The sequence below is a fragment of the Microbacterium sp. AG790 genome, from assembly GCF_003634765.1.
Lineage (GTDB): Bacteria > Actinomycetota > Actinomycetes > Actinomycetales > Microbacteriaceae > Microbacterium.
The window spans coordinates 153,547-178,933 of record NZ_RBWZ01000007.1 but is presented as its reverse complement, the minus strand read 5'-3'; the positions used below and the strand labels follow the sequence as shown (position 1 = coordinate 178,933).

General features: G+C 70.9%; 23 protein-coding genes. 11 read left to right on the top strand and 12 right to left on the bottom strand.

The window, feature by feature from the left end:
- The first annotated feature begins 44 nt into the window (after positions 1-44).
- Complete coding sequence (locus tag DEU37_RS06420; RefSeq protein ID WP_121189768.1) at positions 45-2,273, top strand: glycosyltransferase family 2 protein; 2,229 nt, start codon at positions 45-47, stop codon at positions 2,271-2,273.
- Positions 2,270-3,817 carry a carbohydrate-binding protein gene (locus DEU37_RS06415; protein WP_121189767.1) on the top strand — a complete coding sequence of 516 codons (1,548 nt, stop codon included), beginning with the start codon at positions 2,270-2,272 and terminating at the stop codon, positions 3,815-3,817. The genes DEU37_RS06420 and DEU37_RS06415 overlap by 4 nt, the downstream gene beginning before the upstream one ends.
- Here DEU37_RS06415 and DEU37_RS06410 read toward each other — a convergent pair.
- The 9 genes from DEU37_RS06410 to DEU37_RS06370 all read right to left on the bottom strand — a co-directional run bounded on the left by DEU37_RS06410 (position 3,784) and on the right by DEU37_RS06370 (position 13,827).
- Entirely contained in the window at positions 3,784-5,928 is a 2,145-nt protein-coding gene (locus tag DEU37_RS06410) for an ATP-binding protein (RefSeq protein ID WP_121189766.1), read from the bottom strand. The two genes, DEU37_RS06415 and DEU37_RS06410, sit on opposite strands and share 34 nt — an antisense overlap.
- Positions 5,921-6,709, bottom strand: coding sequence for a response regulator transcription factor (locus DEU37_RS06405; RefSeq protein WP_259457174.1), 789 nt, complete (start codon positions 6,707-6,709; stop codon positions 5,921-5,923). The genes DEU37_RS06410 and DEU37_RS06405 overlap by 8 nt, the downstream gene beginning before the upstream one ends.
- Positions 6,706-7,935 (bottom strand): Dyp-type peroxidase, encoded by a 1,230-nt coding sequence (locus tag DEU37_RS06400; RefSeq protein ID WP_121189764.1) that lies wholly within the window; start codon positions 7,933-7,935, stop codon positions 6,706-6,708. Before DEU37_RS06400 ends, DEU37_RS06405 begins: the two co-directional genes overlap by 4 nt.
- Positions 7,935-8,528, bottom strand: a complete 594-nt coding sequence (locus DEU37_RS06395; RefSeq protein ID WP_310790686.1) for a copper chaperone PCu(A)C — start codon at positions 8,526-8,528, stop codon at positions 7,935-7,937. Before DEU37_RS06395 ends, DEU37_RS06400 begins: the two co-directional genes overlap by 1 nt.
- Positions 8,525-9,112 (bottom strand): copper resistance CopC family protein, encoded by a 588-nt coding sequence (locus DEU37_RS06390; RefSeq protein ID WP_259457173.1) that lies wholly within the window; start codon positions 9,110-9,112, stop codon positions 8,525-8,527. Before DEU37_RS06390 ends, DEU37_RS06395 begins: the two co-directional genes overlap by 4 nt.
- Before the next feature lie 116 nt (positions 9,113-9,228).
- Positions 9,229-9,861 carry a hypothetical protein gene (locus DEU37_RS06385; RefSeq protein WP_121189763.1) on the bottom strand — a complete coding sequence of 211 codons (633 nt, stop codon included), beginning with the start codon at positions 9,859-9,861 and terminating at the stop codon, positions 9,229-9,231.
- A gap of 66 nt (positions 9,862-9,927) precedes the next feature.
- Complete coding sequence (locus DEU37_RS06380) at positions 9,928-11,499, bottom strand: amino acid permease (RefSeq protein ID WP_121189762.1); 1,572 nt, start codon at positions 11,497-11,499, stop codon at positions 9,928-9,930.
- Positions 11,500-11,662: 163 nt separating this feature from the next.
- On the bottom strand, positions 11,663-12,553 hold the full coding sequence (locus tag DEU37_RS06375) for an aldo/keto reductase (protein ID WP_121189761.1): 891 nt from the start codon (positions 12,551-12,553) through the stop codon (positions 11,663-11,665).
- Between the two features lie 95 nt (positions 12,554-12,648).
- The gene (locus DEU37_RS06370) at positions 12,649-13,827 is read right to left on the bottom strand and encodes an ATP-binding protein (protein WP_121189760.1); all 1,179 of its coding nucleotides are present in this window, start codon (positions 13,825-13,827) and stop codon (positions 12,649-12,651) included.
- A gap of 72 nt (positions 13,828-13,899) precedes the next feature.
- Here DEU37_RS06370 and DEU37_RS06365 point away from each other — a divergent pair, with 72 nt between their 5' ends.
- The 3 genes from DEU37_RS06365 (at position 13,900) to DEU37_RS06355 (ending at position 16,418) form a co-directional block, all read left to right on the top strand.
- Positions 13,900-14,439: a YaeQ family protein gene (locus tag DEU37_RS06365; RefSeq protein ID WP_121189759.1), complete on the top strand. Its 540-nt coding sequence runs from the start codon at positions 13,900-13,902 to the stop codon at positions 14,437-14,439.
- 217 nt (positions 14,440-14,656) lie between these two features.
- The gene (locus tag DEU37_RS06360) at positions 14,657-15,367 is read left to right on the top strand and encodes a VIT family protein (protein WP_396652196.1); all 711 of its coding nucleotides are present in this window, start codon (positions 14,657-14,659) and stop codon (positions 15,365-15,367) included.
- Positions 15,368-15,407: 40 nt separating this feature from the next.
- Positions 15,408-16,418, top strand: coding sequence for a tocopherol cyclase family protein (locus DEU37_RS06355; RefSeq protein WP_121189757.1), 1,011 nt, complete (start codon positions 15,408-15,410; stop codon positions 16,416-16,418).
- 113 nt (positions 16,419-16,531) lie between these two features.
- On the opposite strand, the gene DEU37_RS06350 is transcribed toward DEU37_RS06355, so the two are convergent.
- Both DEU37_RS06350 and DEU37_RS06345 read right to left on the bottom strand, forming a co-directional pair.
- A complete protein-coding gene (locus DEU37_RS06350) occupies positions 16,532-17,542 on the bottom strand; it encodes an NADP-dependent oxidoreductase (protein WP_121189756.1) in 1,011 nt (336 codons plus the stop codon).
- A 51-nt stretch (positions 17,543-17,593) separates the two neighbouring features.
- Positions 17,594-17,980 carry a DUF1304 domain-containing protein gene (locus DEU37_RS06345; protein WP_121189755.1) on the bottom strand — a complete coding sequence of 129 codons (387 nt, stop codon included), beginning with the start codon at positions 17,978-17,980 and terminating at the stop codon, positions 17,594-17,596.
- A 76-nt stretch (positions 17,981-18,056) separates the two neighbouring features.
- On the opposite strand from DEU37_RS06345, the gene DEU37_RS06340 reads away from it, so the two are divergent.
- From DEU37_RS06340 to DEU37_RS06320, 5 genes are all read left to right on the top strand, one after another.
- Positions 18,057-18,650, top strand: coding sequence for a TetR/AcrR family transcriptional regulator (locus DEU37_RS06340; RefSeq protein ID WP_121189754.1), 594 nt, complete (start codon positions 18,057-18,059; stop codon positions 18,648-18,650).
- Between the two features lie 186 nt (positions 18,651-18,836).
- Entirely contained in the window at positions 18,837-20,387 is a 1,551-nt protein-coding gene (locus tag DEU37_RS06335) for an APC family permease (protein WP_121189753.1), read from the top strand.
- A 53-nt stretch (positions 20,388-20,440) separates the two neighbouring features.
- Positions 20,441-21,667 carry a saccharopine dehydrogenase family protein gene (locus DEU37_RS06330; RefSeq protein WP_121189752.1) on the top strand — a complete coding sequence of 409 codons (1,227 nt, stop codon included), beginning with the start codon at positions 20,441-20,443 and terminating at the stop codon, positions 21,665-21,667.
- A 44-nt stretch (positions 21,668-21,711) separates the two neighbouring features.
- Complete coding sequence (locus tag DEU37_RS06325) at positions 21,712-22,407, top strand: SDR family oxidoreductase (protein WP_121189751.1); 696 nt, start codon at positions 21,712-21,714, stop codon at positions 22,405-22,407.
- Complete coding sequence (locus tag DEU37_RS06320; RefSeq protein ID WP_121189750.1) at positions 22,404-22,895, top strand: glutaminase; 492 nt, start codon at positions 22,404-22,406, stop codon at positions 22,893-22,895. The genes DEU37_RS06325 and DEU37_RS06320 overlap by 4 nt, the downstream gene beginning before the upstream one ends.
- A gap of 271 nt (positions 22,896-23,166) precedes the next feature.
- On the opposite strand, the gene DEU37_RS06315 is transcribed toward DEU37_RS06320, so the two are convergent.
- On the bottom strand, positions 23,167-23,772 hold the full coding sequence (locus tag DEU37_RS06315; protein ID WP_121189749.1) for a sugar O-acetyltransferase: 606 nt from the start codon (positions 23,770-23,772) through the stop codon (positions 23,167-23,169).
- A gap of 60 nt (positions 23,773-23,832) precedes the next feature.
- Here DEU37_RS06315 and DEU37_RS06310 point away from each other — a divergent pair, with 60 nt between their 5' ends.
- Entirely contained in the window at positions 23,833-25,347 is a 1,515-nt protein-coding gene (locus DEU37_RS06310) for an alpha-N-arabinofuranosidase (protein ID WP_121189748.1), read from the top strand.
- Positions 25,348-25,387 lie beyond the last annotated feature (40 nt).

The window sequence follows — 25,387 nt, the reverse complement described above, 5'->3', positions numbered from 1 at the left end:
GGCGACCCCCGACATCGCGGCCCCCCGTCGAAGGAACGTCGACCATGACTTCAGACACCGCCGTCTCCCGCGCCCGCCGACGCCAGCGCGGCACGGATCGTGACGCGACCCCGCAACCGGCGCAGCATGCGCGTCCCTCCACGGCCCGCGTCGCGCGGTCGCGGGTCGCGCTGATCGCCTGCGTGGTGCTGTGGATGCTCTACCTCGCCACGGTGATCGTCGCCCTCTCGCGCGGCGGAGCGCTCGTCGACGCCACTCAGCTGCTGGCCACCACGGTGTTCCTCGTCTCGGTGACCGCGCTGACGTTCTCGGCCTGCATGTATCTGCTCTCGCGAGCAGGTGCGCTTCCGCGTCTGGCGGCGCATCGCCACCCCCGCCGCATCACGATCGACGAGCACTTCTCCGCCCACGAACCCCTGCTGACGGCGCTGTTGCCCTCGCGGCGCGAAGACCCGGACCTCGTGCGGATGGCGTTGTGGTCCGTCGCGTTACAGGAGTTTCCGCGGCTGAATGTCGTGTTGCTGCTGGACGATGACCCCGATCCGGTCGACGATGCGGCGCGCGCCGGCCTGGAGGGATGCCGCGCCCTGACAGCGGAGCTGGATGCCGCACTGCGTCCCGTCTTCGAGCGCGTGGATGCCGCCGCCACCCGCATTCGCACGGGCGCGCTCTCCCCGGCCGAGGCGACGGAGCTCGTCATGCGCGAGCACGCGGCGTGCGCGCGGTGGCTGCACGCACGTGCCGACGAGGCGCCGGCGCGGACGCATGTCGAGGTCTTCTTCGTCGAGCAGGTGCTGCGCCGTCTGGCATCCGATCTCGACGCGACCTCCGCGGCGCTGCTCGAAGCCGCGGAGAGCGGGGCGGCGCCCCTGACCCTCGCGCGTGCTGATCAGCTCGTCAGCCGCCTCGTGCGGATCTTCGGTGCGGAGACCTCCACGTTCGAGCGGCGGCGCTACGCATCGTTGTCGCACGTGTCCAACAAGGCGATGAACCTCAACTCGTACCTCGGCCTGATCGGCGGTCGCTACCGAGAGCGATGGGTGGGGGGTCACTGCGTGCTCGAGGATGCCGGCGCAGGACGCGGCACCCTCGAGGTGGCGGAACCCGACTACGTGCTGACCCTCGACGCCGACTCGATGCTCCTGCCCGGGTACTGCACGACGCTGGTGCACGCCCTCGAGCAGCCGGAGAACGCGCGCGTGGCGGTCACCCAGACGCCCTACTCCGCCTACCGCGGAGCTCCGACGCGGCTCGAGCGCATCGCCGGGGCGACCACCGACCTGCAGCACATCGTGCACCAGGGCCTCACGGGGTTCGGGGCCACCTTCTGGGTGGGAGCGAACGCTGTGCTGCGCTGGCAGGCCCTGGCCTCGCTGCGACGCGAGGCGGTGGAAGACGGCACACGCATCGTGCGGTACATCTCCGACCGGACCGCCATCGAGGACACCGAGTCGAGCATCGACATCGCCGAGCACGGCTGGACGCTGATGAACTACCCGGAGCGCCTCAGCTACAGCGCCACGCCGCCCGACTTCGGCTCCCTCGTCATCCAGCGCCGCCGCTGGGCGGACGGCGGACTGCTGATCATCCCGGCCCTGAACGCCCTCGCCGCTCGCCGCCGCCGCGGAGGCGAGCCGATGCGGGTCGCCGAGCGGCTGCTCCGACTGAACTATCTGGGTTCGATCTCGTGGGTCACTCTGGGCCTTCTCGCCGTGCTCACGCTCTACCCCATGGACGGGCAACTGGTCACCCTCCTGCTCATGCTCATCGCACTGCCCTACTTCGTCGAGATGGCGTCGGATCTGCGCATGCTCGGCTACCACCGGCGTGACATCCTCGCCATCTACGGACTCAACCTGCTGCTGCTGCCCGTCAACCTCGCCGGCAGCGCGGCGTCGGTGCTCCAGATCCTCACCGGGCGCAAGGCGCAGTTCGCGCGGACACCCAAAGTGTCCTCGCGCACCCGCGTTCCGGCGTTCTTCCTCGTGGCCCCCGCGGCGATGGTGCTCGTGGCGGGCGCCATCGGCGTGCGCGCCGGAATGGCCGGAGCCTGGGGGACCGCGGTGTTCGCGGCGTTCACCGCGGGCGCGACGCTCTGGGCGATCGTGCGCCTCATCGGCGTGCGTGCCGCGGCATCCGATCTCTGGTTCGCCTGGATGGATTGGATCTGGGTGGAGAAGAAGGATGCCGCCGCGCCCGCGGTCGCCTCCTCGCCGCGGTGGGCTGCGGTGCTCGACGACGGCCCGCTGGATGCGATCGGGGCGCTGTCGTGAGCCCGGTGCACGCGCCGCGGCGCTCGCGATTCGCCGGACGGCAGCTGTCGTTCGGGCGACTCGCCCTCAGCATGGCCGTCGTCGCCACGCTCGGACTCGGCGCGACCGCAGCCGCCCTCGTGCCGACGCTGCCGCCGGCGGTGACCGGCGCCGATGCCGCCCACCGCTGGTTCGCGCCCTACTACGACGTCACGCTCGAATCCGGCGACGAGCTGTCTCGCAGCACGATGGACGATGCCCCCGGGGGACTCGTGCTCGCCTTCGTCGTCGCGGCCGGCGACGATGACTGCACGCCCACCTGGGGACGCGCGTACACCCTCGACGCCGCCGCCCAGCGCTTCCAGCTCGATCGTCGCGTCGAGCGGATGCACCGCGAGGGGCGCCCGCTCGCCGTGTCGTTCGGCGGTGCCCTCAACACCGAGCTGGCCTCTGCGTGTGCGACGGTCGACGCCCTGGCGACGGCATACGGCACCGTGCTCGACAGGTACGGCATCGACACCGTCGACCTCGACATCGAACACGACGCTCTCGACGACGCGGCGGCGACGGCACGCCGGGCCGCCGCGATCGCCCAGCTGCAGAAGCAGCGGAGCGCGGAGGGCACGTCGCTGCAGGTGTGGCTCACGCTGCCCGTGGCACCCGGCGGGCTCACCGCCCAGGGCTCCGCGCAGGTCTCGGCGATGCTCGACGGCGGCGCCGAGATCGCCGGCGTCAACGCCATGACGATGGACTTCAACGCCGACGACCACGCCGCCTCGACCTCGTCGCTTGCGATCAGCGCGCTGAACGCCACCGCGCGCCAGGTCACCGACCTGTGGAGCGCTCACGGTCGCGCCCTGCCGCCGGGCGGGGCGTGGGCACTGCTGGGGGCGACTCCGATGATCGGCCAGAGCGACATCGAGCGCGAGGTCTTCACGCTCGATGACGCCCGGGCGCTCGCCGCCTTCGCCTCCGCGCAGGGTGTCGCGCGGATGTCGATGTGGTCTGTCAACCGCGACCGCACCTGCGGATCGAACTACCCGCTCGTGCATCGGGTCTCGCCCCTGTGCAGCGGCATCGATCAGGCCGGCGTGAGCTTCGCCGGCATCCTCGCCGACGGGCACACGGGCACGCCGTCGGGGGAGCCCGTCACCCCGCACGACGGCCCGGTCGTCCCCGACGACGCCGCCACCAGCCCCTTCCCGCTGTGGACGTCGCAGTCGTTCTACTCGGCCGGAGTGTTCGTGGTCTGGCGGGGCTCGGTCTACGTGTCCAAGTGGTGGAACGAAGACGGCCCCCAGCCCGATGACCCCTCGCTGGATGCCGCGGCATCCGCCTGGACCTACGTGGGACCCGTGCTGTCGACCGACCGTCCGTTCACGCTGCCTCAGCTGCCGGAGGGAACCTACCCGGAATGGTCCGCCACGGCTCTGTACAACCAGGGCGACCGCGTCATGTACGACGGCAGCGGGTACGAAGCGCGGTGGTGGTCGCGGGGGCAGCGCCCCGATCGATCGGTGCTCGACCACGACTACTCGCCGTGGAAGCTCCTCGACGGGTCGTGACCGCTGACGGCGTCGAACACGTGCGGGCGGCCGTCGATGGCGATGGTGGCCCGCACGGCTCGTCCGTTCGGATGCAGGCGGCCGACGACGTGCCGACGCGCCTCGGAGATGCTCTCGGCCATCCACCCCACGGCCGCGTCGACACCGTCATCGTCGGCGGTGCCGCTGTCGTCGAGCAGGACCACGTCGACCCCACGGGCACGCGCGGCGGCGACGGCGCTGCGCAGAGGCTCACGCGCCAGCGTGCCGGCACGGAGGTCGTCGCGCAGCCGGCCCTCCTGCGCCGCATAGGCGCGCCGCTCGTCGGGTGAAGGCGGGCTCCCCTCGGCGATGCGGTCCAGCAGGGGGACGACCGAGGCGGCGAGATCGTCGGCGCGCGTGCGCAGCTCTGCACGCGCCGACATCGACCAGCTCTGCCGTTCCGCCGCGGCGACGGCCTCGTGGTGCAGGACGCCGATGCCGCGCTGCATGCGCGCGATGACGTGCAGCATCACGACGGCGACGCCGACGACGAGCGCGGGGCGGGTGATCAGCTGGAGGATCTGGCCGAGCGCGACGCCCTGGGCCGCTCCCCCGGCGATCACGACGCCGACGACGAGCGCCGCACCGGCGAGCGCCGTGCCACTGCGCCCGCGCAGAGCCAGCGGCACGAGCAGGAACGACAGTGCCATCACCGGCCACAGGGCGCCGTAGGTCAGCGGGGAGACCGCGACGGTGCCCACGGTGCCGCCCACCACGAGCCCGACGACGCTGATCGACCGTCGCCACGACGGCACCGCGGGAAGAGCTCGGCGCAGCAGCTCGGCGGTCAGCAGGGTCCCGGCCAGTGCCACCACCTGAAGCGCCCACGTGTGCGGCGCCGCGACCGTCGCCGCCACGGCGCACAACGACTGCAGCACGACGTAGCCCACCGCGATGCGCGTCACTCCTCGCCGCAGCGCCGCGGAGTCGGTGACCGCCGCCATCTCGGCGCCCGGGGTGGGCGTCGCGTATCGCAGCGTGACGCGGGTGCCGGCGCCGGGCGCGGAGACGATCTCGGCGGCGCCGCCCGGAAGGCGTTCCATGCGCGCGACGATGCTCTGGCGGATGCCGAGTCGATCATCTCCGATGCGGGCCATCTCGAAGCCGGGGCCATCGTCGACGATGTCGATGCGGACGTCGTTGCCGCGTGAGCGCAGATGCACATGGCGCCTGGCCAGCGGGGCATGCCGGGCGGCGTTGGTCAGCGCCTGTCGCGTCGCCCCCACCATCGCCGTGGTCGCGCCGTCGTCGAGCAGGAGGGGGCCTTCGATGTCGCACGTCAGCTCCGCGCCCTGCCGACGGGTCTCCATGACGAGCTCGGCGTGCAGGGGGAGAGGTTCGCGCGCGCCGTCATCGACCAGAGACGTGACCATGCTCGCCGCTCGCCGCGCCTGGACGGCGAGTCGATCGAGCGGAACCGGCAGTTCGGAGGCGGCCAGCACGAGCGTCGCCAGCACCTCGTCGTGGACGAGGGCGGCCGCGTGCGTACGCGCCGCCAGACGGCCCCGCTCGGCTGACTCACGGGCGGCGGCGGAGCGTCGTTCCGCCGCGGCGGCATCGAGGTCGGCGCTCACCGACAGCACGTGCCCGCCCAGCACGCAGACCACCGCCGCGGTCAGCAGCGCGTGCGAATCGTTGACGATTCCGTCCAGATCGAAGCCTCCGAACGCGAGGCGGTACGTCACGCCCGCGAGGGTCCCGACCGCCAGCGTGGCCCACCCCGCACGGGGACCGAAGGCGACCAGTGCGCACGCGGTGGCGGCGCTGGATGCCGTCAGCACCCACGGCATCCGCTCCATCTCCGATGCCTCCGCCGCCGGGGCGAACAGGATCAGCGCCGCCCAGAACAGCACCGTCGCGGCGCCCGCCGTGCGGCGCAGCATCCGGGTGTCCAGCAGGGGGGAGAGCGCCCCGCCCACGATCGTGGTGGCCGCGGCGGTGATCACGATGATCAGATACCAGAGGGGAAAGACGGGGCTGTCGCGGGCCACGACGGTCAGATTGAACGTGCCGACCGCCGCCACCATCGCGCCGCTGGTGGCCAGCAGCAACCGTCGAGCCGCCCGCTCCGCGGCATCCGTGTCACTCACGCCGTGGCACCGGCACGAAGCCGTCTTCGAGTCCCCGCTGGTACAGCTCGACCTTCGTCGCCGCCGGGCGGCCCAGCTGGTGGTAGACGGAGCGGATGCGGCGAAGGTGATCGTTGACGGTGTTCTCGGAGATGAACAGCCGTGTCGCGACATCGCGCGCGCCGAGCCCCGAGGCGTACAGCGCCAGGACCTCGCGTTCGCGTGCCGTCAGAGGGGCGCCCTCCAGCAGGGGGTCGGTATCCAGCGCCGAGGCCCATTCCGCCGTCGAGACGTGTTCGCCGCGCGACGCCGACACGATCGCGGTGAGCAGACCCGCCGACGGCGCGGACTTGCGCACGACGCCGCGGATGTCGGCGCGTGAGGCGGCGCGCACGAGGTAGGGGTCCTCGCCCGAGGTCAGCACGAGCACCTGGGCGCCCCACCGGCGCAGCGTCGCGACGTTGTCCGCGGGATGCGATCCGTCGCGCAGGCTCAGATCCAGCAGCACCAGATCGGCGGGTCGCGCGTGGCGCACCAGCTCGTCGACGGTGCGGGCGTGACCGACGAAGACGACCTCGGGTATCGCGACGAGGAGGTTCTGCACCGCCATCGCGACGAGTTCATGGTCATCGACGATGGCGACGGATGCCGCATCCACCATCCCCAGGACACCTCTCTTCGAGCCGACCCCCCGGCGGTGGATGTGCCGCACCTCGCGCCGCTCCAGAATAGGGGCAGCACGAGGTGCGCGCGCGATGGACTCCGCAGTATTACCGGTCTGTTCGCCGCGGCGTTTCGTCATGCCAGCAGCGTCTCGCCGATGTATCCACCCGGCCGGCATCCCGGAGGGATCGCGAACACCGCCGACCCGATCGGTGTCGTCCACTCGTTGAGCAGGTCGAGCTCGTCCAGCCGCCGCTGGATGGGCACGAACTGGGCGTCGACGTCGGCCTGGAACGACGCGAAGATGAGGCCGGAATCGGACACGTCGCCCCCTGTCGGTCGCTCGTCGTAGTTGTATCCCCGACGGAAGATCCGCTGTCTCACATCGTCGGGCCGTGAGCGGCGCATGTGGGAGAACTCGGGGATCACGGGGAAGCCGATCGGGGTCTTCGCCTCGAAGTCGGGCTCGTCGTGCTCGGCCGCACCGGTGAGCGGCGCGCCGTTGGACAGGGTGCGACCGACGGAGTCCTCTCGCCCCGGGCGGTCCAGCTTGTCCCACTTGTCGAGGTCCATCTGGATGCGGCGAACGACGGCGCCCGTGCCGCCGGCCAGCCACCCGGCATCCGACCAGACGATCTCGTCGAAGTGCGTCGTCCCGGGCTGCGGGTTGGCGGTGCCGTCGACCTGACCGAACAGGTTGCGCATGGTGGTGCCGGGCGCGACCGTGCCGTACGCGCGACGGAAGCCCTGCTGCGTCCAGCGGACCTCGGCGAAGCTGCGTGCGTCCTTCAACAGCATGCGCGTCGCGTGCGCGAGTGTCAGCGGGTCATCGCCGGCGATCTGCAGCAGCAGGTCGCCGTGACTGAACTCGTCGCGCAGGCGGTCGATTCCGAACGGCGGCAGCGGACGCAGCCAGTCGGGCGCCACACCCTGGGCGCGCGCGACGAGGCCGGGCCCGAAGCCGAAGGTGATCGTGAGGCGCGCGGGCGCTGCGGCGAGCTCCGGTTCGGAGTCGGCCAGGGCGGGTGAGCCCTGCGTCAAGCGCTCGGCGTCGTCGGACAGCACGCGCAACAGGCGGCGCAGACCCTCGCGGTCGACGTCGGCGCGCAGGTCGAGCGCGACGAAGGTGGCGTGCGCCTGGGCGTCGGTGTCGATCCCGGCCTGGTGCACGCCGTGGAAGGGCACGACATCCGCGCCGTTGAGGGGGACGGATGCCGAGGCCGGCGGGCCCGCCGGGGCCGTGGAGGTGAGGGCGAGGTCGACGCCGATCGCGGCGGCGGCGCCGACGCCGGCGACAGCCCCTCCGAGGAGGAACTGCCGCCGGGTCGACGACGGTCGACGTGCGCCCGGTGCGGGCGCCGCCATCAGTGGCTCGGCGTCGTCGACGGGGTGGGGCTCATCTGCATGTCGCCGCTCTGGTAGTTCTCGTTCGCGCCGGAGTAGTCCTTCACCGGTGCCGAGAACTCCGTGGTGGAGCCGTCGGAGAACGTCAGCGTGAAGGTGGTGTCCTCCCCGGCCTTGAGGGGAGCTGTCAGGTCCATCAGCATGATGTGGTTGCCGCCGGGCTGCAGCACGAGCTCGCCCCCTGCCGGAATGACGAACCCGCCGTCCTTCTCCTTCATGACCATGGCGCCCGATGCGTCGGCGACCGTCTCGTGCAGCTGCAGCATGGACGACGCCGGCGAGGTCGCCGACACGAGCGTGACGTCGCTCTTCGAGTCGTTGTGCAGCGTGCCGAAGGCGGCGGACATGCCGGAGTCGGCCGCCTTTACCCACGCGTCGGAGACGGTGACGGCTGCGGTGGTGGCGTCAGCCGCGCTCGCCGACGTCGAGGGCGTCGATCCCGCGGACGGGGTCGTGCTGGCGCACCCGGCGAGGGCCAGCAGGCCGACGCTCATCAGAGCGCCGGCGCGCGCGGCGATGTTCAGGCGGGTGCGGGTGGTGGTGTGGATGCTCACTGTGAGGTGCCTTTCTTGCGGCGGAGGAGATGGAAAGCGGCGTAGGCGGCGACGGCGATGATCGCCCCGCCCGCGCCGACCAGCAGGATGCGGATGATCCCCTGGTCCTCTCGTGCGCTCTGGTCCTGTGGGGTGGGGGTGGCGGTGGTGTCCGTCGCGTCCGTCGGCGATGCGGCGACGGACGTCCGCGTCAGCGGCGCGGCGCCTCCGACCGTGAACGGGATGAGACCGCTGATCGGATGGCCGTCCTGCGAGACGACGCGCCAGCGGATCTCGTACCCGCCGGCGGGCAGAGCCGGAACGAGAGGCACCGACACCACGCCGTTGTCGACGGCGGGCGCTGCTGCTGCCCAGTCCTTCCCCTCGCCGTCGGCGACGATGACGGCCGCACCGATCGTCAGCACATCGGCTGAGAAGGTGAGCGTCACCTCCGTCGGTGCACTGCCGAGCGCCTCACCGGATGCCGGGGTGCTCCCGAGCAGCTCGTCGTGGGCCGCGGCGGGCGCGGCGGTGGCGAGCACCGCTGCGGCCGCGAGGGTCACGGCGAGAAGGAGGGGGCGGAGACGGAAACGGGACGACGACACAGCACACCACCGATCGATCGCGCGCCGACGGCGACGCCTCGAGATGTGTCGAGGGACGACGCGGCGGCACGCACGCGGATCCCCGCCCGGACATCGCGTCGCGGGCGGGACAGGAATCAGAGCGCGAGCAGCAGCGGAGGACCGCGACGTCGATCGTCCCCGGCATGCGCCGCGGGGCGGACGATCCAGCCGATGGTCTCGGCCGAGAGCGGGACGGGGAGGGCGATCGGGGGCAGCGCGGCGGCGCGCGCGACGACGCGTCGCGCCCAGGCGCGGACGTCGGCTGCGAGCGTCAGCAGTGCCCGTGCGGCACGCTCGCCGCGGTAGAGCAGCGCCACGGTGACGATCGCGGCGAGCGCGTGCAGCGCCCACATCGTGGGATCGGCGCACAGCGCGGCGAGAAACCCCGAGGCCGGTGCGGCGCTCGCGGCATCCATCGCCATGCTCATCGCGCCGTGATCGTGATGCGACATCGCGGGCATCGCCGCGACGGGCGTGACCGCGCCCATGACGAACAGAGTGTGGAACAGCGCCTGGCTCACCAGGACACTCGCGCCCAGCCGCGCGAGGGAGAGGGTGCGGCCGGCGAGCAGCGTCGACGCCATGAGTGCGAGCAGCCACGGGGCGAGGATGCCGAGCGGCCCCGGAACCGCGCCGCCCGCGACGACGTGCGACAGCAGCGCCGTGAACGTCGCGACGGAGGCGACGATCGCACCCCGCGCGACGCGCGGAGTCCGGGAGCGACGCATGTCCTCAGTCTGCCAGGTCGGCCGCGCGTTTCCCGTTGCGCCCGCTCGGCGACCGCTGCCGCGACCTCAGCGGTGCCGCTTGGCCGCCTCGGTCGCCTGCCGCTCGGCGATGACCGGGTGCGTTCCCGTGTAGCCCTCCCGCGCCGCGACGGCGGCCTGGATCTTGCCGCGCGCGGCGAACCAGCCGATGATCAGCGTCGGGATCAGCACGATGAGCGAGGCGAGCACCCATCGGCCGGTCTCCGAGAAGCCCATGGTGACGAGGACGAACGCGAGGAAGGCGAGCGTGAGGTACGACGTGAAGGGCGCCCCGAACAGGCGGAACGAGGGGCGCTGCAGCCTGCCCTCCTTCGCCCACTTCACGAGCTTGAGCTGGCAGAGGATGATGGTCGCCCAGCCGCCGATGATGCCGAGCGCCGACACCTCCAGCACGATCTCGAACGCCTGCGACGGCCACAGCGCGTTGATGCCGACGCCCGCGAGGGTGATGACGGCCGTCAGCAGGATGCCGCCGTAAGGGACGCCGTTCTTGCTCATCTTCGCGGTGAAGGCGGGCGCCGAGCCGTTCACCGACATCGAGCGGAGAATGCGGCCCGTGGAGTACAGCCCCGCGTTGAGGCTCGACAGTGCGGCGGTCAGCACGACGAAGTTCATCACCGAGCCGGCGATCGCGCCGGTCTCGGGGGAGCCGATGTGCGAGAAGAACGTCACGAACGGCGACTGTCCGGCCTCGTAGGTGCTGAACGGCAGCAGGAGAGACAGCAACAGGATCGACCCGACGTAGAAGATCGCGATGCGGAAGACGACCGTGTTGATCGCCTTCGGCATGACCTTCTCCGGGTGGGCGGTCTCGCCGGCAGCGGTGCCGACGAGCTCGATCGCGGCGTAGGCGAAGACCACGCCGGAGATCGCCAGGAGCGGCGCGACGAAGCCCATCGGGAAGATCCCGCCGTTGTCGGCGATGACGCTGAAGCCCGTGGCCCCGACATCGGTCGCACCGTTGAAGATCAGGAAGCAGGTGCCGACGATCAAGAAGATCACGAGTGCGGCGACCTTGATGAGCGCGAACCAGAACTCCATCTCGCCGAACAGCTTGACACTCACGAGGTTGAGCGAGAGCACGACCACCAGGGCGATCAAAGCGATCGTCCACTGCGGCACCTCCTGCAGCGGCTGCCAGTACTGCGCCCAGAACTTCACGTACAGAGCCGCGGCGGTGACATCCACGATGGAGGTCATCGCCCAGTTGAGGAAGTACATCCATCCGGCGCCGTACGCGAGCTTCTCGCCGTAGAACTCGCGGGCGTACGAGACGAAAGAGCCCGACGACGGGCGGTGCAGCACGAGCTCGCCGAGCGCGCGCAGGATGAGGAAGGCGAAGAACCCGCACACGGCGTAGACGAGAATCAGGGACGGTCCGCTCGAGGCGAGGCGGCCGCCGGCGCCCATGAACAGACCCGTTCCGATCGCGCCGCCGATGGCGATCATCTGGATCTGTCGCGGGCGCAGCGTCTTGTGATAGCCGGCGTCCTCGCTGGAGAAGTCCTGCGCAGCCTGGGTGCGATCTCCCAACAGCTCGCGCGCGTTCTCGCGGGCATCCTCGGGATCCATGCGCGAGAGCGCCTCGTTGTCCGTCATCCCGCAATCATGGAGGCGGCGTGTTTCGCCCGTGTGGCACGTGCGCACGCGTGTCGTGAAAAATCAGCCGATGGTCGGGGGCGTTTCGACTCACGACTGTGCCGCTCGGGTGGGGACGGCGGCTCCCGGTCGTTGAGCGAGCGCAGCGAGTCGAGACGCGGCGTCAGAGCTCGAGGCCGACCGCGGCGGAGCAGCGCGCCAGCTCGTCCGCGTCGAGCACGAGATCGGCGGCGCGCGCGGAGTCGGTGATGGATGCCGCGCGTCGCGCCCCCGGAATCGGAACGACCAGCGGGCTCAGGGAGAGCTCCCACGCCAGCACGACCTGCTGCGCGCTCACCCCGTGCGCCTCGCCGATCTCGCGGAAGACGCCGAAGCGTTCGCCCACCGTGCGTCCTGCCCCGCCGGTGCCGCCGAGCGGGCTCCACGGAAGGAAGGCGATGCCGTGCGCGTCGCAGTACTGCAGCTCGCCGAAGCTGCCCGGATAGCGCGGCGAGAACTGGTTCTGCACGCTCGCCAGGTTTCCGGCGCCGAGCACGTCCTCGGCGATCGCGATCTCTTCGACGCTCGCGTTGGAGATGCCCAGTGCCCGCACCAGGCCCTCGTCCTGCAGGGTCTTCAGGTTCTGCATGATCTCGCCGTAGACCATCCACCGGTCGGGGCGGTGGTACTGGTAGAAGTCGATGACCTCGACACCGAGGTTCTCCATCGAGCGCTGCACCGCCGAGCGCAGGTAGCCGAGTGATCCGTCGCGGCCGAAGTCCTTCTCGGCCGTGCGCGTGATGCCGCCCTTCGTCCCGACCAGGATGCCGCTGGTGTCGCCGTCCCACGAGGCGAGCGCGTCGCGCACGATGCGCTCGTTGTGTCCCATCTGGTCCCACGAGGGCGCGTAGATGTCGGCGGTGTCGATGAAGGTGACCCCGGCATCCAGCGCGGCGTGCACCGTCGCGATCGCGTCGGCGCGATCGGGGAGCTCGTTGTCGTTGTTCATCGAGACGGGCATGGCGCCCAGCCCGATCGCAGAAACGGTGAACGGTCCGATCGTGCGCTGCTGCATGGAGTTCCTTCCGGTCGGTCGTACGACGACGTACGCGCTCCACTCTGCCGCATGCCCACGACGTCGAGGTCGCCTGGACGATGCGGCGTCGCCGGTCAGACGGCCGGCAGGCTCACCCGCAGGCGCGCGCCCCCGAGTGCCGCGTCCTCGATGGCGATGCGCCCGCCGTGCGCCGTCACGATGCGCCGGGAGGTGGCAAGGCCCAGCCCGAGCCCGGGCGCGTCTGCCGCATCGCCGCGCTCCATGATGTCGAACACGCGCTCGCGCAGGTGCGCCGCCACGCCCGGTCCGTTGTCGTCGATGGTGATCACCCACCCCGTCGGGCCCTGCCGCGCGGCGAGCTCGACGACGGGCGCGACACCGGTGGATGCCGCGAACTTCAGCGCGTTGGCGAGGAGGTTCTGCAGCAGCACCGCGATCAGCGCCGGGTCACAGACGATGGCGTCGTCGGGGTCGATGCGTACCGCGATGCGCGCGTCGCATGCGGCCTGGGCGCGCTCGAGGTCGGCGATCACGCCTTCCGCGATCGCCCCCAGCGCGGCCCGTTCGCGGCGGATCTCCGCGCCGCCCACGCGTGCGAAGGAGAGCAGTTCGGTGATCATGGTGTTCATCCGCGCTGCTGCGGCATCGGCCCGGCCGAGCGCGCGCGTCGCCCGCAGTTCGTCGCCGTCGTCCAATCCGGCCAGGGCGAGGTCGATCTGGCCCATGAGAGCCGTGAGCGGGTTGCGCAGGTCGTGGCTGATCTGACTGGTGAAGTGGGCGAGTTGATCATTCGAGCGCTCCAGCTCGTGCGTGAGCCGGCGCAGCTCCAGCACCTCCACGGCCTGCCCGGCCAGCAGATCCAGGGCGGCGCTCTGCTGCGCGGTGAGACTCCCGGTGGCGTCGTCGAACACGCAGAGCGTGCCGATCGCGACGCCCGCGGGGGTGATGAGCGGGCTGGAGGCGTAGAAGCGCACCTGACCGCGCGCGCCGGTCACGAACGGGTTCTCGGCGAAGCGTTCGTCGGTGCTCGCGTCGGGCACCCAGACGTGGCGAGCATCGGGCAGCACGACGGCGCACATCGAGTCCTCGACGTCGCAGATCGCCGCCTCCACGCCCGCCGCCGCCACCTGGTACTGGTATCTGTCGTCGATGATGTTGATCACGGCGCCGCCGACATGGCAGAGCGTCCTCGCGAGGCGAGCCAGGCCTTCGAGGTTGGGCTCCGCCGGAACGCCGACGATGCGGTAGTCGGCGATCGCCTCGCGGCGCGCAGCGGCGTCAGTGATCGGCATACGCGTTCTCTCCTGTCGGCTGCGACCAGGATAACGGCGGGCTCCGCCGCGGCGGGCACCTAGGCTGGACCCATGGCGACCGGCGCAGTGATGCACACCTTCGACGTGCAGGTGGCCGACATCGACCGCGGCGTGTACGAGGAACTGTCGCTGCGGATGGCGCAGCATCCGTCCGAGACGGGTGCGTTCATGGTGACGCGCCTGCTCGCCTACTGCCTCGAGTACGCGGACGGCATCGCGTTCACCGAGGGTGTTTCGGCCACCGACGAACCCGCCGTTCTGGTGCGGGACGCGACCGGGGCGATCGCGGCATGGATCGAAGTCGGGGCTCCCGACGCCGACCGGTTGCACCGCGGCAGCAAGCTCGCCGACCGCACCGTCGTCTACAGCCACCGCGACCCGGCCAAGCTGCTGCCCCTGTGGGCGGGCAAGAAGATCCACCGCGCCGACGACATCGTGCTGCGAACGTTCGATGCCGGATTCGTGGATGCCGCCGCCGATGCCGTCGAGCGGCGTAACGCCGTCACCCTTTCCGTGACGGAGGGCCAGCTCTACCTCGACGTCAACGGGACGAGCCTGTCGTCGGCGCTGCACGAGCACGCACTGGCCTGACGCGCCGCACCGCGCACCTCCGCAGGATCGTGCGTACTCCGCATCCATCGCCGCTGAGCGGTGCGGAGTTCGTCGCTTTCTGCGGAGTTCGTGACCGCGTGTCGGAGTTTCGACGCGCTGCGCCGGCTCCACGACCGGGCGGGGGGTGCGGGGTTCGCTTGGGCTTGCCTTGCTGGCGCGCCCGCGGCGGTCGGCATACGGTGACGGGATGACCGAGATGGAATCCTCGCATCCTGATGAGCCGCACCGCGGCGGCGTGGCGCAGCGGCTCAACTGGCTGCGCGCCGGTGTCTTGGGTGCGAACGACGGCATCGTCTCGACCGCCGCGGTCGTCGTCGGCGTGGCCGGCGCGACAGCCGAGGTCATGCCGGTGCTGCTCGCCGGGTCGGCCGCCCTCGTCGGCGGTGCGATCTCGATGGCGCTGGGCGAGTACGTGTCGGTGTCGAGCCAGCGCGACAGCGAGCACGCGCTCATCGAGAAGGAGCGCAAAGAACTCGCCGACGATCCTGAAGCCGAGTTCGTCGAACTGGTCGGCCTCTACCGCGACCAGGGGCTCAGCGAGGAGACGGCCACGCGTGTCGCCACCGAGCTCACCGAGCGCGACGCGCTCGCCGCGCACCTGTCGGCCGAGCTGAACATCGACCAGGACGACGTCGTGAGTCCCTGGCACGCCGCGTTCGCCTCGGCCGTCGCCTTCTTCGTGGGCGCCCTGCTGCCGATGGCCACGATCCTGCTGCTGCCGCATCCCGCGCGCCTCATCTGGACGTTCGTGGCGGTGCTGCTGGCCCTCGCCGTCACCGGCTATATCGCTGCGTGGCTCGGCGGCGCCAACCGCGGCCGCGCCATCCTGCGGACGGTCATCGGCGGCGCGCTCGCGCTCGGTGCGACCTTCCTCGTCGGCACCCTCTTCGGCACCGCCGTCGGCTGACCCACCCGCGTCGGCGTGCGCCCGGCGTAGGGTGAGCCGCATGCGGACTCCGATGGCGTATCTGCGCGGGGCCCGGCATCCCGAGGCCTTCCACGGCCGCGGCGCCGGGCGGCCGTTCTTCGAGGGCTGGTACGTCAAGCTCGTCTCCGCCGACCGCGCGCACCGGTGGGCCGTGATCCCGGGGGTGTTCCGCGGCGATGGCCGCGGCGACATGCCGGCAGACGAGGCCTTCGTCCAGGTACTCGACGGTGTCGCGGGAAGGTCGTGGTACCACCGCTTCGACCTCGAGGAGTTCGCGGCATCCGACCGGCGGTTCGAGGTGCGCGTGGGCGCAAACACCTTCGATTCCGAAGGAGCGACCCTCGATCTGCCGCAGCTGCGGGGGCGGATCTCGTACGCCACACCCCTCCAGCCGTGGCCGGTGACGCTTCGCGAGCCGGGAATCATGGGCTGGTACGGGCTCGTGCCGTTCATGGAGTGCTTCCACGGCGTCGTGTCGTTCGGGCACGACCTCACCGGCACGCTGCAGGTCGAGGGCGAGCGGGTCGCGTTCGACGGCGGCCGCGGCTACATCGAGAAGGACTGGGGCCAGGCGTTTCCCGCGGGGTACGTCTGGCTCGCGTCGAACCACATCGACCCGGTCGGCGGCGGTGCGACGGACGCTTCACTCGTGGCATCCGTCGCCATCATCCCGTGGCTGCGGGGCTCGTTCCGCGGCTCGATCGTGGGACTTCGCCACGGCGGTCGTCTGCACCGCTGGACCACCTACAACCGGTCCCGGGAGCGCAGCCTCACCATCGACGACGACCGCGTGCGGTGGAGCATGGAGGGTCCCGACGGGCGGCTCGAACTCGAGGCCGAGCGCGTGCGCGGGGGGCTGCTGCACGCGCCACTGCGCACCGCGATGCACCAGCGCGTGGAAGAGACGCTCGATGCCCGCGTGATCATCCGGCACACGGATGCCGCGGGGCGCGTGCTCCTTGAGGGCGTCGGCGCGTGCGCGGGGCTGGAGGTCTTCGGCGACACCGCGCGCCTGCTCGCCCTGCGCTGACCCGCCCCGCTGCGGCCTCACACGCGAATCGGGGTCGCATTCCGTCGTAACCAGCCTCAGCTGGCGACGCAACGCGACCCCGATTCTGCGAGTCTGCCCGGGTGGGCGGGCGATCAGATGCGCACGAGCATCTTTCCCGTGTTGGCGCCGCGCATCATGGACAGGAAGGCATCGACGGTGTTCTCGATGCCGTCGACGATCGTCTCGTCGTAGACGATGCCGCCCTCGGCGAACCAGCCCGACATCTTCTGCTGGAACTCGGGGGCCAGGTGCAGGTACGCGGCGAGCGTGAAGCCCTGCATGGTGAGGGCGCGCGTGATCATGTTCGACATGTTGTCGGGACCGGGCCGGCGCTCGGTGCTGTTGTAGCCGGTGATGGCGCCGCACAGAGCTGCTCGTCCGCCGTCGTTGAAGGCGTCGAGCGCCGCCTCGAGGTGGTCGCCGCCGACGTTGTCGAAGAACACGTCGATGCCGTCGGGCGCGGCCTCCGCGAGAAGTGTGCGCACATCTCCGGACTTGTAGTTGAAAGCGGCGTCATAGCCGTACTTCTCGGTCAGCAGGGCGACTTTCTCCGGAGTTCCGGCCGAGCCGATGACCCGACCAGCGCCCAGGCGCTTGGCGATCTGGCCCACGGCGGTGCCGACGGCGCCGGCGGCGCCGGAGACGAACACGGTGTCGCCGGGCTTCAGGTGCGCGATGGCGGTGAGTCCGACGTAGGCGGTGAGACCGGTCATGCCGAGGATGTGCAGGTTCAGCGAGAGCGGCACGCCGGGGATCTCCGGGATGGCGCGGAAGGTCGCGGCATCCGCCTGGACCACGTCCGACCAGCCGTGCTGGTGCAGCACGACGGTGCCGACGGGCAGGTCGTCGGATGCCGAGGCCACCACACGCCCGACCGCGCCGCCGCTGATGGTCTCGCCGAGGGCGTAGGGTGCGACGTAGCTGCGGGTGTCGTTCATGCGGCCGCGCATGTAGGGGTCGACGGAGACGAACTCGTTGCGCACACGCACCTCGCCGGCCTGCGGAGCGCCGTAGGTGACCGTCGCGACGTGGAAGTCATCGTGGGTGGGCCACCCGACGGGGCGGGCGGCGAGCTGGATCTGAGTGCTGGTGGCGTCTGTCATTCGTTCTCCTTGTGGGATGGGGTGAGGTCGGGGGCGTGCGACAACGGTGCGTCAGATCAGCAGGCCGATCGCGAGGGCGACGATGCCGAGCGCGGGGAGGGTGCCCTGCTTGAGCGCGGCGGCGGCCTTGTCGGGGCTGGAGAGCAGCAGCACGAGCGCCGCGGCGGTCATCGAGCCGGCGCCGGCGAAGACGAGGGCCGCGCCGGGAGCCGTGGCGCCGGTTGCGAAGAACACGACGCCGACGGCGACGAGGATCGCGAGGAACAGGTTGTAGAAGCCCTGGTTGTACGCCATCTCGCGCGTGGCCTGGGCGTCCGCTTCGCTCGTGCCGAAGGTGGCGCGGGCGCGCGGGCTGGTCCAGGCGAAGGACTCGAGCCAGAAGATGAACACGTGTAGGAGTGCCGCGAGGGAGGCGAGCACGAGACCGACGACGACCATGGGGGATCCTCCTGTTTCTGAACTGACTGGTTCAATATATACTGAAACGGTCGTTTTAGAAAGTGGGGTGGATGCCATGGCCAGAACTCGGGAGTTCGATCGCGGCGCGGTCGTGCGCGCCGCCCGCCAGTTCTTCTGGGAGCACGGGTACGAGGACGCCTCGATCGCGGGGCTCGAGGCGGCGACCGGGCTCAACCGCTCCAGCATCTACAACGCTTTCGACTCCAAGCGCGGCCTGTTCGACGCGGCGGTGCAGAGCTACCTCGACGAGGTCGTGCGTCCGCGGCTCGCCCCGCTCGAGGCGGAGACCGTCGAGGCCGGGGCGCTCCGCGCGTACCTCAGCGGCCTCGCCGACGCTTTCGCCCGTGTCGGCTCGATGCCCGCCGCGCACGGCTGCCTGCTCATCAACGCCGCCGGATCGCCCGTCGCGCGCGACTCCGACGTCGCGCACGTGATCGACGACTACCGTGCCGAGCTGCGCGCCGCGATCGGCCGCGGCGTCGATGTCGCGGTGCCCGCGGCATCCGCCGCGCGCCGCGCGCGCCTCGCCGACGCCGTCACGGGGCTCGTCGTCGCGGCGTTCGCTCTCGTCCGCACGTCGGCTCCCGAGGCGATCCGCAGTCTCGAGACCGCCGCCGCCCTGGTGGATGCCGAGGGCGCCGCCGACTGAGGGTGTCGGCGTTTCGACGCGCTGCGCGCGCTCAACGACCGGGGGTGATGTACGCGGCGGCGGAGGGGGCGCCGCAGATTCGCCCTCGCGTCGTGCGCGCGCGTGCATCGTGTCGTTCTAGTCTTCCCTCACCGCGTCACTGGGGACGACGGTGCACCCATGACCTTGCGAGGGCGGAGAAGAGCGATGAGCGACTTCGGCAGCACCACACCGATTCATCTGGAACGCGGCGACGGCAAGGGCCTCGCCGCCGGCACCCTGGGTCTCTGGGGGTCGACCGTCATCGGCCTGGCGTCGACGGCCCCCGTCTACTCCCTCGTCGCGACGCTCGGCTTCGTCGTGCTCGCCGTGGGGGCACAGGCGCCGATCGCCTTCATCATCGCGTTCGTGCCGATGCTGTTCACGGCATTCGCGTATCGCGAGCTGAACAACCAGATCCCCGACTGCGGTACGACCTTCACGTGGGGGACGAAGGCGTTCGGCCCGTGGGTCGGCTGGATGGGCGGGTGGGGCGTCGCGATCGCCGGCATGGTGGTGCTCGCCAACCTCGCCCAGATCGGCTCCATCTACTTCTGGGCGCTGTTCGGTATGAACCTGGAGAACAACGACTGGCGCATCATCCTCGTCGCCGTCCTGTTCATCGCCTCGATGACGTGGGTGAGCTGGCGCGGCGTCGAGATCGGCGAACGCATCCAGAACGTGCTGCTCGGCGTGCAGTACCTCGCGCTCGCGATCTTCGTCGTCGCGGCGCTCTGGGAGTTCTTCGCGGGCAACGCCCCCGCTCCCACCCCCTTCGACTGGAACTGGCTGAATCCGTTCGCGTTCACCGACTACCACGGTTTCACCGAGGCCGTGCTGCTCGCCCTGTTCATCTACTGGGGCTGGGACTCGTGCCTCGCCCTCAACGAGGAGACCAAGGACCCCAAGCGCATCCCGGGGCGCGCGGCGCTGCTGACCACCGTCATCCTGCTGTTCACCTACGTCTCGGTCACGATCGCCGCCATGATGTACGCCGGGCTCGGCGAGGACGGGCCCGGTCTGGCCAACCCCGACAACGCCGACGACTTCTTCCTCGCGATCAAGGACGGCCTGCTCGGCCCGTGGGGCTGGCTGCTCGTGGTCGCCGTGCTGATCTCCGCGGTCTCCTCCACGCAGACGACCATCCTGCCGACGGCCCGCGGCACGCTCGCGATGGGTGTCTATCGTGCCCTGCCCGCGCGCTTCAAGAATGTGCACCCCGTGTACAAGACGCCGTCGTTCTCCACGATCGTCGGCGGCACCGTGGCGATCTGCTACTACCTCGGGATGACGCTGATCAGCGACAACATCCTGCAGGACTCGATCTCCTCCCTCGGGCTCGCGATCGCGTTCTACTACGCGATCACCGGCTACGCGTGCGTCTGGTACTTCCGCCGCGACCTTCGCAACTCCGCGCGTGAGCTGTGGGTCAAGGGCATCTTCCCGCTGCTGGGCGCCCTCATGCTGACCTTCGCCTTCGTGCAGTCGGCCATCGACATGTACGACGTCAACTACGGCAACACGGTGCTGCTCGGCATCGGCGGTACCTTCGTCGTCGGCATCGGGGCGTTGCTCGTCGGCGTCGTGCTGATGTTCGTCTGGTACATGTTCCCGCGCTCGAAGCCGTTCTTCCAGGGCCGCGCACTCAACCGGGAGACCCCGGTGCTCGTGCCCGAGGAGCCCGGCGACATCATCCGCTCCATCGACGGCGGCATCTGACAGCGGCGCGGCCCCTCGGCATCCCCACCTCCCTCTGATCGACAAGGAACCCCATGCGTATCCTCATCGTCGGCGCCGGTGGCGTCGGCTCGGCCGCCGTCCGCATCGCCGTGCGCCGCGACTTCTTCGAGAAGCTCGTCATCGCCGACTACGACCCGGCCCGCCCGCAGGCGCTCGTCGACGAGGTCGCCGATCCCCGCGTCGAGGCGGCACAGGTCGATGCGTCCCGCGCCGATGCGGTGGCGGGGCTGATCGAGGCGCACGGCATCACGCATGTGCTCAACGCGGTCGACCCCCGCTTCGTCATGCCGATCTTCGACGGCGCACTCGCCGCCGGCGCCATCTACCTCGACATGGCGATGAGCCTGTCGACGCCCCACCCGGAGCAGCCGCACGCGCTGCCGGGCGTCAAGCTCGGCGACGAGCAGTTCGCCAAGGACGACCAGTGGAAGGATGCCGGACAGCTCGCCCTCGTCGGCATCGGTGTCGAACCGGGACTGTCGGACGTCTTCGCCCGCTACGCCGAAGACCACCTGTTCAGCGAGATCGACGAGCTGGGCGTCCGCGACGGGGCCAACCTCGTCGTCGCCGGTTACGACTTCGCGCCCTCGTTCTCGATCTGGACGACGATCGAGGAGTGCCTCAACCCGCCTGTCATCTACGAGAAGGACCGCGGCTGGTATACGACGGAGCCGTTCAGTGAGCCGGAGGTGTTCGACTTTCCGGGCGGGATCGGTCCGGTCGAGTGCGTCAACGTCGAGCACGAGGAGGTGCTGCTCATGCCGCGCTGGACGAAGGCGAAGCGCGTGACGTTCAAGTACGGCCTCGGCGACGAGTTCATCGGCGTGCTGAAGACCCTCCACAAGCTCGGCCTGGACAGCACGGCGAAGGTCAACGTCAAGGGTGTGGAGGTCTCGCCGCGCGACGTGGTCGCCGCGTGCCTTCCCGACCCCGCGACTATCGGCGACAAGATGAGCGGCAAGACGTGCGCCGGCGTGTGGGTGACCGGCACGGGCATCGACGGTCAGCCGCGCTCGACCTACCTGTACCACGTGGCCGACAACGACGAGACGATGCGCGAGTACGGTTCGCAGGCGGTCGTCTGGCAGACCGCCATCAACCCCGTGATCGCGCTCGAACTGCTCGCGACCGGGGTCTGGAGCGGGACCGGCGTGCTCGGCCCCGAGGCCTTCGACGCGAAGCCGTTCCTCGACCTGCTCGCCGCGCCCGCGCCCGCCGGCTACGGATCGCCGTGGGGGATGGACGAGAAGCCCGTCTGAGGCGCCGTCGGGCGCGCGGGCGCTCGCGGTGGAAGGATGGTCAGATGGCCACCCACGTGATCACCGGAGCGGGCTCCGGCATCGGAAACCTGATCGCTGAGCGCCTCGCGGCGCGCGGCGACCGTCTCGTGCTCGTCGTGCGCGATGCCGCCCGTGCCGACGATCTGGCGCACGCGTTCCCGGGCAGCGTCACGGTGGTCGCCGACCTCACGCGCCCGGGCGTGCTCGCCGAGGCGGTGCAGGATGCCGACGGCATCCCCGACCGGATCGACAGTGTCATCCACGCCGCGGGCATCGTCGAGCTCGGCCGCGTGGGCGACCTGCCGGTGTCGGCCTGGGAGAGCCAGCTGGCCGTGAACCTCACCGCACCCGCCGAGCTCACCCGGCTGCTGCTGCCCCGGGTGCGCGCGGCTCGCGGGCAGGTGGTGTTCGTCAACTCCGGTGCTGGTCTCACCGCGCATCCCCACTGGCCGGCGTACGCGGCATCCAAGCACGGACTGAAAGCCCTCGCCGACGCCCTCCGCGGCGAGGAGGCCGAGCACGGCGTGCGCGTGACGAGCGTGTATCCCGGGCGCACCGCCACCCCCATGCAGGCGGAGGTCCACGCGCAGGAGGGGGCGGACTACGACCCCGACCGGTGGATCGACCCGGCGTCGGTCGTCACGGCCGTGCTCACGGCGCTCGATCTTCCGCGTGACGCGGTCATCAGCGACCTGACCGTCCGACCCGGCCCGCGATGACCGACGAGGTCGCCGCCGGCGCCGACCTGCTCGACACCGTGCTCTCCGACGCCCGCCGGCGTCTGGCGGGATCGCCGCGCGAACGTCTGGGTGACTGGGCCCACAGCCGGCGGCTGCTCGGCTTCGGCCGCGCCCCGCGGATCGTGCCGGTCGGCGAGGCGTGGCACGTCGGCGTGCTCCTCATCGCGGATGCCGAGGTCTATGCCACCGGCGAGATCCTCCGCGCCCGCGCCGAGGCGGTCCGCGGCTACACGGCGGAGGCGCAGCGCGCCCGTTCGGAGCGTGCGGCCGCGGCGGCGCGCGGCGGGTTCGCCGACGGCGAGGTGCTGCACCTGGATGCGGCGTGGATCGATCTCGACGCCGTTCGCCGCGGTGCGCCGTCGGGGCCGTTGGCGCTGGTCGACGGCATCCCGCTGGTGACCTGGACCACGGCCGGCGCGCGACGGCCGCTGGCCGACTACCTCGACGACCAGCTCTCGCTGCGCTGACGCTGCGGGGCGGGCGGGGGTCGGTGCTCGCCGGTTCGGTGTCACGATCTGCGGTCACGCCGGCCGGGATGTCGCGGTTCGTGCCCCTGATTTCTGGGGGTCCCGGAATCGGTGTCGCGTTCGGTGGGTTCGGGGGCGGTGAGTGCGCGGATGGCGACACCTCTCCGCGCGGCGGGGCGGGGCGCGGGCGTCACGGCGGGCACGGCGGGCGCGGCGGGCGCGGCGGGGCGCGGCGGGGCGCGGCGACGGCGCCGGCGGGGATGCCGAGACCTCAGCGCTCGGTGCGGATCGCGCGGACCACGCGGCACGGGTTGCCGACCGCGACCACGCCGGCGGGGATGTCGCGGGTGGCGACCGATCCGGCGCCGATGATGCTGTCGCTGCCGATCGTCGCACCCGGCAGGATCGTGACCGATCCGCCGAGCCAGACGTTGTCGCCGATCGTGACGGCCGATGCGCGCTCCCAGCCCTCGCGGCGCAGAGCCGGGTCTTCGGCGTGGTTGGGGGTGTAGATGCTGCACCGCGGGCCGATGAGGCAATCGGCGCCGATCGTGATGTAGCCGCCGCCCACGACGAGGAAGTCCTTGTTGATGAAGGTGCGCTCGCCGATCGTCAGGCCGACGCCGTAGTCGAGGTTGAGGGGCGGGCGGAAGTCGATGCCGTCGCCCGCGCCCGGGACCAGCTCGTGGAACAGGCGCAGGGCCTCGGCCGGATCGTCGAAGAAGATGCGGTTGATGCGTGCGCACATCGACTGCGCGCGCCACGTGAGATCGGGCAGGGATGCCGAGGCGCGGTAGCGGATCCCGTCGCCGGCGAACAGGGCGCGAACGTCGTCGTCCTGGTCGATCAAGGCGGCGAGATCCATATTTGTTGTCATATGAAACATATTAGTGGAAGGATGAGAGGGCGGCGGAGCAGCCGCAGAACGGGAGCCGTCATGACCATCGCTCGCGCCGCCGTCGACCTCGACGTCACGGGTCCGCAGATCAGCCGCCACCTCTACGGGCACTTCGCCGAGCACCTCGGCCGGTGCATCTACGGCGGCTTCTGGGTGGGGGAGGACTCGCCGATCCCGAACGAGCGCGGCATCCGCCTCGACGTCGTCGAGGCCCTCCGCCGCCTTCACGTCCCGAACCTGCGCTGGCCCGGCGGGTGCTTCGCCGACGAGTACCACTGGCGCGACGGGATCGGGCCCCGCGATGAGCGCCCGACGATGGTCAACACCAACTGGGGAGACGTCGTCGAGAACAACGCCTTCGGCACCCACGAGTTCATGGACCTGTGCCACATGCTCGGCGCCGAGCCGTACGTCAACGGCAACGTCGGCAGCGGCACCGTGCAGGAGATGAGCGAGTGGGTCGAGTACCTCACCCGTTCGGGCGACAGTCCGATGGCGCGTCTTCGCCGCGAGAACGGCCGCGACGAGCCCTGGCGGGTGCCGTTCTGGGGGCTCGGGAACGAGGCGTGGGGGTGCGGCGGCAACATGACGCCGGAGTACTACACCTCCCTCGCCCGGCGCTACGCGACCTTCTGCAGGGAGCACGATGGCAACAGCCTCACCCGTATCGCGGCCGGCGCCGCCGACGACGACGTGCGCTGGACGCACGCGCTGATGGCCTCGGCGATGTCCTCCAACGCCCCCGACCCGCAGCGCTCTCCGTTCCAGGCGATCTCGTTCCACTACTACACGCACGCCGGCACCGGCATCCAGAAGGAGTCGGCGACGTCCTTCTCGCGCGACGAGTACGTGCGCACGATCGGCAAGGCATACGAGATCGAGCGCGTGATCCGCGCCCACGAGGCCGTCATGGACGCCTACGACCCCGAGCGCAGCATCGACCTCGTGTGCGACGAGTGGGGTACCTGGTGGAGCGTCGAACCGGGCACGAACCCCGGGTTCCTCTTCCAGCAGAACACGGTGCGCGATGCGCTGGTCGCCGGCATCCACTTCGATGTATTCCACCGCCACGCGGCGCGGCTGCGCATGGCGAACATCGCGCAGACGCTCAACGTGCTGCAGGCGATGATCCTCACCGACGACGACGGCGGGCTCGTGCTGACGCCGACGTACCACGTGTACGAGATGAACGTCGGTCACCACGATGCGCTGTCGGTGCCCGCACACGTCGTGTCGGCACTGCGGGTGGGAGTCGACGGGGCCGACCTGCCGGCGCTGTCGCTGTCGGCATCCACGAAGGACGGCGCCGTGCTCGTCTCGCTCACGCACGTCGGCGTCGACGAGGCACTGCCCGTCGAGCTCGACCTGCGCGGTCGGGGTGCCACGCTCGTGCGCGCGCGGGTACTGACAGGGCCGGATGCCGCGGCGCACAACACCCCGCAGGCGCCCGACGCGGTGCGCCCGATGCCTCTCGACGCCACGCTGGAGGCGGGCGTCCTGCGCGTCGAGCTGCCGCCGCACGCGTTCGCGACCGTCGAACTCGCCCTCGACTGATCGCGCGGAAGAACGGCCCGCCCCGGGAAGGGGCGGGCCG

What these genes read in the sequence shown, in the direction of transcription:
- DEU37_RS06420 (WP_121189768.1), top strand. Translation starts at nt 45, where the DNA reads ATGACTTCAGACACCGCCGTCTCCCGCGCCCGCCGACGCCAGCGCGGC.
- DEU37_RS06405 (WP_259457174.1), bottom strand. Translation starts at nt 6,709, where the DNA reads ATGACGAAACGCCGCGGCGAACAGACCGGTAATACTGCGGAGTCCATC.
- DEU37_RS06400 (WP_121189764.1), bottom strand. Translation starts at nt 7,935, where the DNA reads ATGGCGGCGCCCGCACCGGGCGCACGTCGACCGTCGTCGACCCGGCGG.
- DEU37_RS06385 (WP_121189763.1), bottom strand. Translation starts at nt 9,861, where the DNA reads ATGCGTCGCTCCCGGACTCCGCGCGTCGCGCGGGGTGCGATCGTCGCC.
- DEU37_RS06380 (WP_121189762.1), bottom strand. Translation starts at nt 11,499, where the DNA reads ATGACGGACAACGAGGCGCTCTCGCGCATGGATCCCGAGGATGCCCGC.
- DEU37_RS06375 (WP_121189761.1), bottom strand. Translation starts at nt 12,553, where the DNA reads ATGCAGCAGCGCACGATCGGACCGTTCACCGTTTCTGCGATCGGGCTG.
- DEU37_RS06370 (WP_121189760.1), bottom strand. Translation starts at nt 13,827, where the DNA reads ATGCCGATCACTGACGCCGCTGCGCGCCGCGAGGCGATCGCCGACTAC.
- DEU37_RS06365 (WP_121189759.1), top strand. Translation starts at nt 13,900, where the DNA reads ATGGCGACCGGCGCAGTGATGCACACCTTCGACGTGCAGGTGGCCGAC.
- DEU37_RS06360 (WP_396652196.1), top strand. Translation starts at nt 14,657, where the DNA reads ATGGAATCCTCGCATCCTGATGAGCCGCACCGCGGCGGCGTGGCGCAG.
- DEU37_RS06355 (WP_121189757.1), top strand. Translation starts at nt 15,408, where the DNA reads ATGCGGACTCCGATGGCGTATCTGCGCGGGGCCCGGCATCCCGAGGCC.
- DEU37_RS06350 (WP_121189756.1), bottom strand. Translation starts at nt 17,542, where the DNA reads ATGACAGACGCCACCAGCACTCAGATCCAGCTCGCCGCCCGCCCCGTC.
- DEU37_RS06345 (WP_121189755.1), bottom strand. Translation starts at nt 17,980, where the DNA reads ATGGTCGTCGTCGGTCTCGTGCTCGCCTCCCTCGCGGCACTCCTACAC.
- DEU37_RS06340 (WP_121189754.1), top strand. Translation starts at nt 18,057, where the DNA reads ATGGCCAGAACTCGGGAGTTCGATCGCGGCGCGGTCGTGCGCGCCGCC.
- DEU37_RS06335 (WP_121189753.1), top strand. Translation starts at nt 18,837, where the DNA reads ATGAGCGACTTCGGCAGCACCACACCGATTCATCTGGAACGCGGCGAC.
- DEU37_RS06330 (WP_121189752.1), top strand. Translation starts at nt 20,441, where the DNA reads ATGCGTATCCTCATCGTCGGCGCCGGTGGCGTCGGCTCGGCCGCCGTC.
- DEU37_RS06325 (WP_121189751.1), top strand. Translation starts at nt 21,712, where the DNA reads ATGGCCACCCACGTGATCACCGGAGCGGGCTCCGGCATCGGAAACCTG.
- DEU37_RS06320 (WP_121189750.1), top strand. Translation starts at nt 22,404, where the DNA reads ATGACCGACGAGGTCGCCGCCGGCGCCGACCTGCTCGACACCGTGCTC.
- DEU37_RS06315 (WP_121189749.1), bottom strand. Translation starts at nt 23,772, where the DNA reads ATGACAACAAATATGGATCTCGCCGCCTTGATCGACCAGGACGACGAC.
- DEU37_RS06310 (WP_121189748.1), top strand. Translation starts at nt 23,833, where the DNA reads ATGACCATCGCTCGCGCCGCCGTCGACCTCGACGTCACGGGTCCGCAG.